This is a genomic window from Leisingera sp. SA32 (assembly GCF_056033425.1).
Map to the genome: position 1 here is coordinate 46058 of NZ_JBVYHB010000015.1, position 12771 is coordinate 58828.

Genomic DNA, 12771 nt, shown 5'->3' on the forward strand with positions numbered 1-12771 from the left:
TGGCAGCGCGGCTCAGTCAGGCGCCAGCGTCTCCAGCATGTCAAGATCGCCGGATAGCAACGCCGGTTCGGCGCGGGAGATCAGCTCGGCGGGCCAGTCCCACCATCCAAGGCTCAGCAGTCGGGCGATCTGGGGTTTTGCAAAACGGTAGCTGTGCACGGTGCCTGGGTTGCCGGTGATGATGGCATAGGGCGGGACGGTGCCGCGGACCACCGCGCCTGCGCCGATGATGGCACCGTCGCCGATGCGTGCGCCGGGCAGGATCAGCGCGCCATAGCCGATCCAGACGTCATTGCCTATCATCGTGTCGCGGGTGTCGGGCTGAAAGCCGGCCATCTTGGCTTGGTCGAACACAGGAAACGGATAGCAGCTGAGCCCGTCCTGCGCGTGGTTGGCCGAGGCGGTGATGAAACGCACCCCATGGGCGAGCTGACAGAATTTGCCGATGACCAGCTGCTCGCGCGAGCCGGGGAACAGATATGGCGCAAGATGTTGCGCCCAATCCTGCGGCGGCGTGAAATCGGAGGCATAGCTATAGTCGCCGACCTTGATGTTGGGGTGATCCAGCACCTGCGACAGCATCACGGTTCCCGCATGGGAGCTGCCGTCGGGCAAGGTGATCGGATTGCGTTTTCTGGGATCGGGCAGGGGCATCGAAGTCCTTACTGGTCGGGGCGGGTCAGCGAAAACAGCTCACGTACAACAGAATAGTCGCGGTAGCCGAGCCGCGCCAGTGGCTGGAAGGTGGTGACGTCAAAGGCTCCGTCGCGCAGGCAATCGTCGCGCATATGCACGCCGGTCACCTCTCCGAATACCACCTTGTTGGCCTCGCCCGGAAGGGTGACGATCTGCGTCAGGCGGCATTCCAGCGCGGCGGGGGCGGCGGCCACACGGGCGCAGTTGATGGTCTCGCATTCTGCGGTCTCCAGCCCGGCATGGGCGAACTCGTCGGTCTCCTTGGCCAGGGCGGCCGAACTGGCGTTCATGGCGTCGCGCAGCGCATAGGACACGACGTTGACACAGAACACCCCGGTCTCGCGGATGTTGGCGACGCTGTCCTTGGTGCCGTCCTGATCGTGCTTGGCGCTGGTGGAGGCAAACATCACCTGCGGCGGCGTGTAGGCGACCGCGTTGAAGAAGGAATAGGGGGCCAGGTTGTTCACACCGTCCGCGTCGCGGCTGGAAATCCAGCCGATGGGACGGGGGGTGACAATGGCGTTGAACGGGTTGTGCGGCAGGCCGTGGCCGTCTTCGGGGCGGTAAAACATCGTGATTTCCTGCTCTGGGCGTTAACGCTTAGGTGTTTGCCCAAGACTTACGCCCGTGCTACGCCGAACGCCAGCCCGCAGGGGACTATTGGCGGAGGCAGGGCAGCGTGATCGAGCTGAGAGCGGAGCAGGCGGACGACCGGTGGGAGGTCGAGGCGCTGTATGACCTGTGCTTTGCCCCGGGGCGCGAAGCGCTGTCGTCTTATCGATTGCGCGATGGCGTGCCGCCGGTTTCGGGTCTCAGCCAGGTGGCGCGTGACAGCGACGGCATCCTGGCAGCGGCGATCCGGTACTGGCCGGTTCTGATTGGGGATGCGGCAGCGCTGCTGCTGGGGCCGGTGGCGGTCCATCCCACGCGCCAGGGCGAAGGCTTGGGTGGGTCGCTGATCCGCGACAGTTTGGCCAAGGCGCAGGACAGCGGCTGGGCGCGGGTGATGCTGGTGGGCGATGCCCCCTATTACAAGCGGTTCGGTTTTGTCAGGCTCGACGGCGTCGAGATGCCGCCGCCGACCAACCCGGAACGGGTTCTGGGTCTGGCCCTGCAGGCGCAGGCCTGGGACGGGGTTCGGGGGCTGGTGAGCCGCTGGCAGGGTTGAAATTACCGGTCCGGCCGCCGATCTTTAAGATGGCAGAGGAGGCAACTGGTGACGGATATTCTGACAGGGGCGCGGCGGCTCAGCCCGCAGGAACTGGAAGCGGAGCTGGATGCTTTGGCGCGGCGCTACCGGGTTGCAGGTGGCTTCGGCGTGGACCTGCTGAACCGGCTTGGCAGCAGCGGCGAGTCCCTGCTGGAGCGCTTGCCCGCGCCGGTGCGCGCGGGTCTGACGGCCTCAACGGCCAGCGCCCTGCGGCTGGCGATGAAGGGCGCCAGCACGTCGCGGCGGCTGGTGCCGGACCAGAAGCCCGGCATCGATCGGGTTGTCAGCGCCGCAATGGGCGCGGCGGGCGGCGCTGCGGGCCTGCCGGGCGCGCTGGTGGAGCTGCCGGCAACCACGGCTTTCCTTCTGCGCACGATCCAGGGCGCGGCGGCCGCCGAAGGCTTTGAGGCGGAGGCCGAAAGCGTCACTTTCGACTGCATACAGGTGTTTGCCGCCGCTGGGCCGCTTACGTCGGACGACGGGGCAGATCTCGGTTTTGTTTCGTTGCGGCTGGGGTTGCCGGGCGGTGTGCACCGGCTGATTGCCCAGGTGGCGCCCAGGTTGGGGGCCGTTCTGGGGCAAAAGCTGGCAGCACAGGCTGTGCCAATTGCCGGTGCCGTGGCCGGGGCGGCGGTGAATTACGTATTCGCCGGATATTACCGGGAAATGGCCCATGTGCATTTCGGCCTGCGTCGGCTTGCCCTTGAGGCGGACGTCCCGGCACAGGACCTGGTGGCGAAGCTGCAGGACCGCCTGAAGGTGACCGCACCCGGCTGATCGCGTCGGTGGCCCCTTGCACTCGGCGAAATTGCGGATTTAATCGCGGCCACCTGCGAAGGAAACGGAAATGATTCAATACAGCCTCAAATGTGCAGAAGGGCATAGCTTCGATAGCTGGTTCCAGTCTGCGGCGGCGTTCGATAAGTTGGCAGCTGCTGGCATGGTCAGCTGTGCCGTCTGCGGCGGCTCCCGCGTCGAGAAGGCCATCATGGCGCCGCGGGTGCGTCCTGGCCGCAAGGCCGTGTCCGCTGTGGGAGAGCCGGAGACACCGGCCACCGCGCCTGCGCGAGAGCCGCAGGCGCCAGAGCAGACGGCTGCTGCCGTGTCCCGTGGGTCTGTTACGGCGCGCAAGGACGCGGGTATGCTGAGCCGTCCCACAGGTGACGTGGAAAAGGCGCTGGCCGAACTGCGCCGCAAGGTCGAGGCCAATTCCGATTACGTCGGCGACAATTTCGTCAAGGAAGCGCGGGCGATGCACCTTGGGGAGGCTCCGGAACGGGCCATCCATGGCGAGGCCCGGCTGGAAGATGCAAAGGAACTGATCGAGGAGGGCGTGCCGGTGTTGCCGCTGCCTTTCCGGCCGGGACGCAAAACAAACTGAAGGCCGCGATGGGCGGTCGAAAATAAAGGACAGGGCAGAATGCATGCAGTTGTAACGGGAACCAGCCGCGGCATCGGCAAGGCGCTGGTCGAGCGGTTGCGGCAGGACGGCCACGAGGTGACCGGCACCTCTCGGGATCATTCCTCCGGCGTAAAACTGGATGTTTCGGACCCTGGTCAGCAGGCGCGGTTTGCCGCCCAGATCAAGGGTCGTCCGGTAGATCTGCTGGTTTGCAACGCCGGTGTCTATATCGACAAGGCTATGGCGCTGGAGGATTACTCGGCCGAGGTCTGGGGCAAGACGCTGGCGGCGAATGTGACCGGCGTGTTCCTGACGGTGCAGGGAATGCTGCCGAACCTGCGACTGTCCGGGGCGCCCAAGATCGCCATCCTGGCGTCGCAGATGGCCAGCCATGCGCGGGCGCCGGGCGGCAGCTACGCCTATCGTGCCTCCAAGGCGGCGGCCTTGAATATTGGCCGCAATCTGGCCACCGACTTGCAACCCGAGGGGATCGCGGTGGGCATCTACCATCCCGGCTGGGTGCGCACCGACATGGGCGGTCAGGACGGCGAGATCTCGATCACGGAATCGGTTAGCGGGCTGGTCGATGAGTTCGACCTGTTGAGCCTGGAGACCACCGGCTGTTTCCACGCCTGGGACGGTCGCATCCTGCCGTATTGAACCGCTGACCCGGCCACACTGGCCCGACGGACGCCTCCGCACGGGTCTGCGGCGCGCTCCCGCGTCCACGCGTGCCAGGCTGCGCCTGACCCGCTGGCGGACTTGGGCCGGGCGCCGTGCCTGCGGCACGACGCGCCACCGCACGTATGTGCGGTGGCATGCCCAACGGGCACAGGGCCTGAACAGGCCCGAAGCCGGGCGGAAATACCGACGTTGGCTGTTCTATACGCAGTGGTCACAAAAAGACCGGCGCGACAGTCACGCCGGTCTTTTGCATGTTTTGGTGTGCCACCCTGCCTGAGCCGGGGCGGTGGTCGCCGTCAGTCCCAGCAGTTGACCAGAACGGTCATGCGCGAGGCCAGCCGGGTCATTGCGGCGCTGGGCAGGCTTCCGGCCGCATCCGAGCGCGCAGCGGGCGAGAGGCCGACTGCATCCAATGCGCTTCGGATGGCGCCCGCATCGATGGCAAAGCTGACGTCCTCGGGCAGTTGTTTGCCGTCGACCTGCGGTGACAGCAGCATCCCCAGAACCGCGCCGGTACGGTCGAGAACCGGGCCGCCGACGTCGCCAGGTTGCGCGGTCAGCGCCAGGCGGGTCACATCGCTGTCCCCCTCAAGGCTTTCGAGACCTGCAATCTTGCCCCAAGTCAGGCTGGGCGCGCCCAGCACGCCTTCGTAGGAAAAGCCGGACACGGCAACCTCGGATTGCAGCCGCGGCGCGGCGGCGCTCAGCTCGGCCACCGCCGCGGGCACCAGCGGCTCGGCCGGGCGCAGGATGGCGATGCCATCGTCGCTGTTGTTGGCCGCGATCTGCACCTGATAGCCGTGGTCCAGGGTGACCCGGTTACAGCCAGCCACCGCATCGGATGTGGTGAGTACGCTGCCATCGGCATCGACGTAGAATCCCGACCGCGACCGTTTCGGTCGGCGTATTTCCAGCCCGGACACCAGATCTATGTCCTGTACCGCGTCGCCCCCAGCGGCCGGGTCCAACACCCCGTCCAGCCGGGTGAAGCTGGCCTGCATCGCGGCCAATACGCGGGCACGGCGGTCCTCGTCTCCCGCGGGCCAGATCAAGGTAAAGCCTTTGACTTCCCCATTTTTCAGACTGGCCTGCGAGAAGGAGACGATCCGTTGATTGCGCCCCTCGATTGTGAAGCTGTTGCTGCCGCGCTGCCGCGGGCCTTCCATCGGCACGATCTCCAGCGTTTGCAGAATGTCGTAAAGGCCGAACAGGGTGCGCTGGTCGCCGGGCTGGCTGATCAGCAACAGCTGAGCGCCCAGATCTCCCTTGCTGGTGTAATGGGCAAAGGGCGATTCATAACGATCAAAGGCGACTTCCTTGGCGGGAATGTCGAGAGCGATACCCGCCTGTTTGTCCTCGATCCGGGTCATGCCGACTGAGATCAGCGGCGCGTTGTATTCGTCCATCAAAGCCTGGCGCTGGCCTGTGGTCAGCACGCCGGTGGGCTCATATCCGCGCGCGGTCTGCCAGTCGCGCATGGAGGCGCGTGTGCCTCGACCAAAGGCGCCGTCGATACCGGAGCTGTAAAAACCCGCAGCCTTGAGCGCGAGTTGCAGGTCCATGCGCTCATCACGGCTGAGCGCGCGTTCGCTGCGCCGCGCCTCGGCGGGGCTTTCGTCGGGCAAGGTGGTCTGCACGCCCGGCTGGCTTGCGTCGGGCTGCACCTGTTCGGGTGCGGCGGGAACCGGGGCAGGTTGCGTGGTCTGCCCGGCATCCGCCGCCACCGGATAGAACTGGCTACGCAGGTTGCGGCTGAAGGCGATGAAACTGTCGCGCGGGATCTGGCCTTCGCTGCGGTAGACCTGAAGCACCCGCTCCGCATCCGCGCGCGCGTAGGGGCCAAGCACCACGCCATACCAGCCGCCACCCAGCGCATACCCCGACACGTCGGGCAGGCGGGCGGCATAGCCGCGGGCTTCGTCCTCGGCCTCGCGCAGGGACGAGCGGGCGGCGATCTGGATCCAGACCGCATCGGCCCCACTTTGCGCCGCAACCGGCGCGGTGAAGGCCGCGGTGAACGCCATGGCCAGCGCAAACAGCGGCAGAACCAGAGCGGCAATCAGTTTTTTCATTGTCAGGGCCTCGTATCCCGGAATTCAGGTTGGTGATTGACGCGGAGATTAAGCATTTTGGGCGGGCGAAGGGAACTCCTCTTCACAGGGGGAATTCCCGGCCCGTTGCCGCATTCCCGCACTTTTGTTGCCGATGTGCTGCACCCTGCGGCCCGCCCGTCGCCGCGCGGGCGGTCAGAGGGCGTTGACCCTGCCCGGAGCCTTGCATAGGAAGATCCCCGCAATTGCTGCCCCAGCTGCCCCCGAAGGATTGAAAGATGACCCAGACCAATGGCGCGCCGCGCTCCTTCCAAGAGATTATCCTGAGGCTTCAGACGTACTGGGCCACCAAGGGGTGCGCGATGATGCAGCCCTATGATCTGGAGGTGGGCGCGGGCACGTTCCACCCGGCGACCACGCTGCGCTCGCTGGGCAGCAAGCCCTGGGCCGCGGCCTATGTACAACCCTCGCGTCGCCCGACCGACGGGCGCTATGGGGAAAACCCCAACCGGCTGCAACACTACTACCAGTATCAGGTGCTGATCAAACCCAGCCCGCCCAACCTGCAAGAGCTGTACCTGGGTAGCCTCGAGGCGATCGGCGTCGACATGACGCTTCACGATATCCGCTTTGTCGAAGATGACTGGGAAAGCCCGACGCTGGGTGCCTGGGGGTTGGGCTGGGAAGTCTGGTGCGACGGCATGGAAGTCAGCCAGTTCACCTATTTCCAGCAGGTTGGCGGCCATGACTGCCACCCGGTATCCGGCGAGCTGACATATGGTCTGGAACGACTGGCAATGTACATCCTGGGCGTTGACCACGTTATGGACATGCCCTTCAACGACCCGGATGCCCTGATCCCGCTGAGCTATGGCGATGTGTTCAAGCAGACCGAGGAAGAATACGCCCGCTGGAATTTCGATGTGGCCAACACGGAGGTGCTGCTGCGCCATTTCGAGGAAGCCGAGGCAGAATGCGCCGCTATTCTGGCGCAGGAGCATAAAGACCCAAAGACCGGCAAGCGCATCATCATGGCGCATCCGGCCTATGATCAGTGCATCAAGGCGTCGCATATCTTCAATTTGCTGGACGCGCGTGGCGTGATCTCGGTGACCGAACGCCAGGCCTATATTGGCCGCGTCCGGGCGCTGGCCAAGCAATGCGCCGATGCCTTCGTGCTGACCGAGGCCGGCGGCCACTGCGCCGAAGGCGCGGCTTAGGCAGGGGCGGAGAATGGGAAAATTTCTGGCGCTCATCCTGATCGTCTCGGCCCTCGCGGCCGGGGGGGCGATGTATTATTTTCAGGTCTACGGCTTTTACGACACGGTCAAGGCGCAGCCGGGGCGCGACGTGATGCTGGTACCGCTGGACGGCGGCACGGCGCAGCCGATTGCCTATTCGGATTTCGAGGCGATCGACGCGGGCAGCTCCCCCATCCGCTACCGCGCCTGCTTCCGCACGAAGATGTCGCCGGATGAGCTGGCGCAGGTGTTTACCCTGTCGGACAAGCTCGAACCGCGTAACGCACCACCCTGGTTCGATTGTTTTGATGCCGCCGCCATCGGCGCCCAGCTGGCAGAAGGGTCGGCCCGCTCATTCCTGTCGGTCAAGAACATCTCTTATGGGGTGGACCGCATCGTTGCCGTGACTGATGACGGTTTCGGTTATGTATGGCACGAGCTGAACAATTGCGGTCACAAGGCCTATGACGGCACCGTGGTGGGCGAGGAATGCCCGCCCCGTCCCGAGACGGGTGAGGGCAACTGATGCCGCTTTGGCCCATGCCCGCCTGTTGTAATTCTCTCGCTGCGCCCGCCCGCGCGGCCACGCTCAAGGACATCCAATGCCCGATCTTCTGATTGAACTTTTTTCCGAGGAAATTCCGGCCCGTATGCAGGCGCGCGCGGCCGAGGATCTGAAAAAGCGCGTGACCGATGGCTTAGTCGAGGCGGGGCTGACCTATGCGGGCGCCGCCGCCCTGTCGACACCGCGCCGCCTGACGCTGGCGGTGGATGGCCTGCTGGCCGAAAGCCCCACCATCCGCGAAGAGCGCAAGGGCCCAAAGGTCGGCGCGCCGGACAAGGCGATCGAGGGCTTTTTGCGCGGCGCAGGACTGAGCCGCGAGCAGCTGGAAGAACGCGACACGCCGAAGGGCGCGGTCTATTTCGCGCAGATCGAAAAGCCGGGCCGCCCTGCGGCGGAGATCATCGCCGATGTGCTGGAAGTCACTATCCGCACCTTCCCTTGGCCGAAGTCCATGCGCTGGGGCACGGGCTCCTTGCGTTGGGTGCGCCCTTTGCATTCGATCCTCTGCATCCTGTCGGATGGCGCCGGTGCAACCGTGGTGGATCTGGATATTGACGGGATCACAGCCGGCAACACCACCCGCGGGCACCGTTTTATGGCCCCGGATGAGATCACTGTGACCGGTTTTGACGACTACACGACCAAGCTGAAGCGGGCCCATGTGGTACTGGATCCAAGTGAGCGTGCGGATGCGATCTGGCAGGAAGCCACCAATCAGGCCTTCGCCAGTGGCCTTGAGGTGGTCGAGGACAGGGGCCTGCTGGGTGAAGTTGCCGGTCTGGTCGAATGGCCTGTGGTGCTGATGGGCGCCATCGACGCCGAATTCCTGGAGCTGCCTGCCGAGGTGCTGCAAACCAGTATGCGCGAGCACCAGAAGTTTTTCTCGGTCCGGAACCCCAAGACCGGGCGGATCGAGAAATTCATCACCGTGGCGAACCGCGAAACTGCTGACAACGGCGCGACCATTCTGGCAGGCAACCAGAAGGTTCTGTCGGCCCGTCTGGCCGATGCCAAGTTTTTCTGGGAGAATGACCTGCGTACAGCCAAGTCCGAGGTCGGCATGCGCGCGTGGGTGGAAAACCTGTCCAACGTGACCTTCCACAACAAGCTGGGTACCCAGGCCGCACGCATCGACCGCATCGCCGCGCTGGCGCGCGAAATCGCGCCGGTTGTTGGGGCCGATGCGGATTTGGCAGAGCAGGCGGCGCGGGTGGCCAAGGCCGACCTCAGCTCGGAGATGGTCTATGAATTCCCCGAGCTACAGGGCCTGATGGGCCGTTATTACGCCGAGGCCGCGGGCCTGCCGCAAGAGGTCGCCACCGCCTGCGAGGCGCATTATTCGCCGCTGGGACCGGGGGATGACGTGCCGCAACAACCGGTGACGGTGGCGGTGGCGCTGGCCGACAAGCTGGACACGCTGACCGGTTTCTGGGCGATTGACGAAAAGCCGACCGGCTCGAAAGACCCCTTCGCGCTGCGCCGTGCCGCGCTGGGGGTGATCCGACTGGTGCTGGAAAACGACGTGCGCGTGAACCTGCGAGAGGTGATCGCCAAGGCGTATGAGGGGGCCGATGCCGAAAACCTTCTCACCTTCTTCCACGATCGCCTCAAGGTGTTCCTGCGCGACCAGGGCATCCGCCACGACGTCATCGACGCCTGCATTGCGATGGACGGCAACGACGATCTGACGCTGCTGGTCAAACGTGCCCGCGCGCTGGAGGATTTCCTGAAGACCGACGACGGCACCAACCTGCTGCAGGGCTTTAAACGCGCCAACAACATCCTCTCGAAAGAAGAGGAAAAAGACGGTGTCGAATATTCCTTCGGGGCCGATCGCAAGTTTGCCGAGGACGACACGGAAAAGGCGCTGTTCGACGCGCTCGAGGCCGGGGGGGCAGCGATCTCCCCGGCCATCGAGGCCGAGGATTTCGCGGCGGCCATGCGGGGCATGGCCGCCCTGCGTGCCCCGATCGATGCGTTCTTTGAGGCGGTGCAGGTCAATGCGGACAACGCAATCCTGCGCCGCAACCGGCTGAACCTCCTCAGCCAGATCCGCAAGGTCTGCGGCCAAGTGGCGGACCTCACTCGGGTCGAGGGCTGAAAGGCCGACCGGTTTCTTTCTGGTCACAAATACTCCCGCCGGAGGCGCCGGTCTTTCCGTTAGGGAAAGGCCGGTTTTTTTTGGGGTGAAGCCGGTTGCTGCAACTGCACTCTTGCGCGATAGCCGCTGCGCCTTATGGTGACAGGCAAAGGAGACGCGCCGCAGTGCAGAAAGATTTCGAACAGATCCCTCAGGCCTCGCTGATCACCGCGACCGCTCCGATCACCACCGCCAGCCATGGCGGACGGGCGAAATGTTTGCAGCGGCTGGTTCGGCTGGAGTTGCCGGTGCCGCGCACTGTCGCGCTCTCGTTCGACGCGGTCCATGCCATTGCCGAAGGTCAAATGCCGGATCTGGCAGCGGTGCTGGGCGAATTCGCGCCCGATACGCTGCTGTGCGTCCGGCCGTCGTCCGAAGATCCAGACTGGGGCGGTCCGGGGGCGATCCTGAACATCGGCATGAACGACGCACGCTTCGTCGACCTCTGCGACACGTTGGGGCGCAATGCCGCTGCGGCACTCTATCTGCGGTTCGTACAGTCCTACGCGGTCCATGTGGCTCGGCTGGATCCGGATGTCTTCGACGATGTCGAAGATGGCGGCCCCGATGCGCTGAGCGAGATCCTGCACGCCTATGAGGCGGAGACTGACGAACCCTTTCCGCAGGATCCGGGCGAGCAGCTTGCGGCGGTGCTACGCTCGATGGCGCGGGCTTGGGAGGGCACCTCGGCCAGGCTCTTGCGGCAGGCCAAGGGCGCACCCGCGGATGCGGGACTTGGCCTTGTGGTGCAGGAAATGATTCCAGGTGTCGGCCAGGGCGAATGCGGCTCAGGCGTGTTGCAATTGATCGACCCGGTGACCGGCAAGCGGCAGCTGACGGGGCGGTACCTGAGCCAGAGCCAGGGGCGCGATGCGTTGGGGGCGGGCGTTCAGGCGCTCTATCTCGCCCAGGATCCGCGCGGCCCCTCGCTGGAGGAGGTGGCACCGGAGGCCTTTGCCCAGCTGCAGTCCCATGCGGCGTTGATGCGGCGGCGGCTGCGCGAGGAAATGCAGCTGGAGTTCGTCATTGAGAACGGCCATGTGCATATCCTGGACGGGGTGCGGGTGGCGCGCTCGGCGCGGGCGGCGGTTCGGATCGCGGTGGCGCTGGCCGAGGACGGCATCATCGCGCAGGAAGAGGCGCTGATGCGGGTTGACGCCCATGTGCTGAACGAGTTGCTGCACCGGCAGGTCGCCCCCCAGGCCGAGCGTGACGTGATCGGCCGCGGAATCGCCGCCAGCCCTGGCGCGGCCACCGGGCGGCTGGTGTTCACCGCGGCGGACGCCCAGGCCAGCGCGGCGCGCGGCGAGCCGTGCATCCTGGTGCGCCGGGAAACCTCACCCGAGGACGTGCGCGGCATGCACGCGGCCGTGGGCGTGCTGACGGAAAAGGGCGGCATGACCAGCCATGCGGCGGTGATCGGCCGCGGCCTGGGCCTGCCCTGCATCGTCGGCGCCTCCAACCTGAAATTCCACAGCCGCCGCCGCATGCTGGGCGCCGAGGATGGGCGATTGTTCAAGGCGGGTGACCTCATCACCATCGACGGCAGCAGTGGCCAGGTTCTGGCCGGCCAGCCGGAAATGCTGGAAGCGGCGGAGGATGGCGCGCTGGGCACGCTGCTTGCCTGGGCCGACGAGGCCCGCGACGTCGGTGTGAGGGCCAACGCCGACACGCCGGAAGATGCGGAAACCGCTCGCCGCTTCAATGCCCAGGGCATCGGGCTCTGTCGCACCGAGCATATGTTTTTCGAACCCGGTCGCCTGACGGTGATGCGGGAGATGATCTTTGCCGAGACACCCTCGGGCCGCGCTGCGGTGCTGGAGCGTCTGCTGCCGATGCAGCGCGACGATTTCCGACAGCTGTTCCGCATCATGGAGGGGATGCCGGTCTGCATTCGCCTGTTCGACCCGCCGCTGCACGAATTCCTGCCCGCAACCAAGGGTGGCCAGCGCGAGCTGTCCGAGGCACTGGGCATTCCGGTCAGCGACGTGACCCGCCGGGTCGAGGAGATGCACGAATACAACCCCATGCTGGGCCTGCGCGGGGTGCGGCTGGGGGTCACCGTCCCGGAAATCTATGACATGCAGGCACGGGCTATTTTCGAGGCCACGCTGGAGGCTTCTAAGTGCGGCGCGCCGGTGGTGCCGGAGATCATGATCCCGCTGGTTTCGGCCAAACGCGAGGTGGAGCTGGTCAAGGCCCGCATCGATGCGGTGGCGGCGGCTGTAAAATCCGAGCGCGGCGAAGACTTCACCTACCGGCTGGGCGTGATGGTGGAAACGCCGCGTGCGGCGCTGCGGGCGGGCGAAATTTCACCGCATACGGCGTTTCTCAGCTTTGGCACCAACGACCTGACCCAGATGACCTATGGCCTGTCGCGCGACGATGCCGGGCGGTTCATGTCGGAATATGTCAATCAGGGCGTCTTTCCGGAGGATCCGTTCCACGTGCTGGACACCGACGGGGTGGGAGAGCTGCTGAAACTAGGCGTTCAGCGCGGCCGGGCGGAGAATGGAGACATCACGCTGTCGATCTGTGGCGAGCATGGCGGCAACCCCGAATCGATTGCGTTCTGCCGCGACGCGGGCTTCGATTACGTCTCCTGTTCGCCGTTCCGGGTGCCGGTGGCGCGATTGGCCGCAGCCCAGCTGGCGATTGCCGACAAAACCGGTAGGATCGCCCCAACATACGCAAAATATTAATAATTTAAAGGGCATCACGCAGCGGCCAACGAAATTATGGCGCTGTGTGTTTCCCCCCTTCATCTGCAGTCCGGCGGCCA

Annotated in this window: 11 protein-coding genes; 8 read left to right on the forward strand and 3 right to left on the reverse strand. The window is 65.2% G+C overall.

Features of this window, described 5'->3' with window-relative positions; genetic code table 11:
• Positions 1-12: 12 nt before the first annotated feature.
• Together AC0IPL_RS17915 and AC0IPL_RS17920 are read right to left on the reverse strand one after the other, a co-directional pair.
• Positions 13-654, reverse strand: coding sequence for a CatB-related O-acetyltransferase (locus tag AC0IPL_RS17915; RefSeq protein WP_474276159.1), 642 nt, complete (start codon positions 652-654; stop codon positions 13-15).
• Between the two features lie 8 nt (positions 655-662).
• Positions 663-1268, reverse strand: coding sequence for a flavin reductase family protein (locus AC0IPL_RS17920; RefSeq protein WP_474276157.1), 606 nt, complete (start codon positions 1266-1268; stop codon positions 663-665).
• A gap of 107 nt (positions 1269-1375) precedes the next feature.
• Between AC0IPL_RS17920 and AC0IPL_RS17925 the strand changes: the two genes are divergently transcribed.
• The 4 genes from AC0IPL_RS17925 (at position 1376) to AC0IPL_RS17940 (ending at position 3968) form a co-directional block, all read left to right on the forward strand.
• Complete coding sequence (locus AC0IPL_RS17925) at positions 1376-1864, forward strand: GNAT family N-acetyltransferase (protein WP_474276154.1); 489 nt, start codon at positions 1376-1378, stop codon at positions 1862-1864.
• A 48-nt stretch (positions 1865-1912) separates the two neighbouring features.
• The gene (locus AC0IPL_RS17930; RefSeq protein ID WP_474276152.1) at positions 1913-2683 is read left to right on the forward strand and encodes an EcsC family protein; all 771 of its coding nucleotides are present in this window, start codon (positions 1913-1915) and stop codon (positions 2681-2683) included.
• 70 nt (positions 2684-2753) lie between these two features.
• Positions 2754-3287 (forward strand): DUF1178 family protein, encoded by a 534-nt coding sequence (locus AC0IPL_RS17935; protein WP_474276149.1) that lies wholly within the window; start codon positions 2754-2756, stop codon positions 3285-3287.
• A 39-nt stretch (positions 3288-3326) separates the two neighbouring features.
• On the forward strand, positions 3327-3968 hold the full coding sequence (locus tag AC0IPL_RS17940) for an SDR family NAD(P)-dependent oxidoreductase (protein ID WP_474276147.1): 642 nt from the start codon (positions 3327-3329) through the stop codon (positions 3966-3968).
• Between the two features lie 320 nt (positions 3969-4288).
• On the opposite strand, the gene AC0IPL_RS17945 is transcribed toward AC0IPL_RS17940, so the two are convergent.
• Positions 4289-6064: a trypsin-like peptidase domain-containing protein gene (locus AC0IPL_RS17945; protein ID WP_474276145.1), complete on the reverse strand. Its 1776-nt coding sequence runs from the start codon at positions 6062-6064 to the stop codon at positions 4289-4291.
• 257 nt (positions 6065-6321) lie between these two features.
• On the opposite strand from AC0IPL_RS17945, the gene AC0IPL_RS17950 reads away from it, so the two are divergent.
• The 4 genes from AC0IPL_RS17950 (at position 6322) to AC0IPL_RS17965 (ending at position 12691) form a co-directional block, all read left to right on the forward strand.
• Entirely contained in the window at positions 6322-7263 is a 942-nt protein-coding gene (locus AC0IPL_RS17950; RefSeq protein ID WP_474276143.1) for a glycine--tRNA ligase subunit alpha, read from the forward strand.
• 13 nt (positions 7264-7276) lie between these two features.
• Complete coding sequence (locus AC0IPL_RS17955; protein ID WP_474276141.1) at positions 7277-7810, forward strand: DUF6446 family protein; 534 nt, start codon at positions 7277-7279, stop codon at positions 7808-7810.
• A gap of 76 nt (positions 7811-7886) precedes the next feature.
• Positions 7887-9950, forward strand: coding sequence for a glycine--tRNA ligase subunit beta (glyS, locus tag AC0IPL_RS17960; protein ID WP_474276139.1), 2064 nt, complete (start codon positions 7887-7889; stop codon positions 9948-9950).
• A gap of 164 nt (positions 9951-10114) precedes the next feature.
• On the forward strand, positions 10115-12691 hold the full coding sequence (locus tag AC0IPL_RS17965; protein ID WP_474276137.1) for a putative PEP-binding protein: 2577 nt from the start codon (positions 10115-10117) through the stop codon (positions 12689-12691).
• Positions 12692-12771 lie beyond the last annotated feature (80 nt).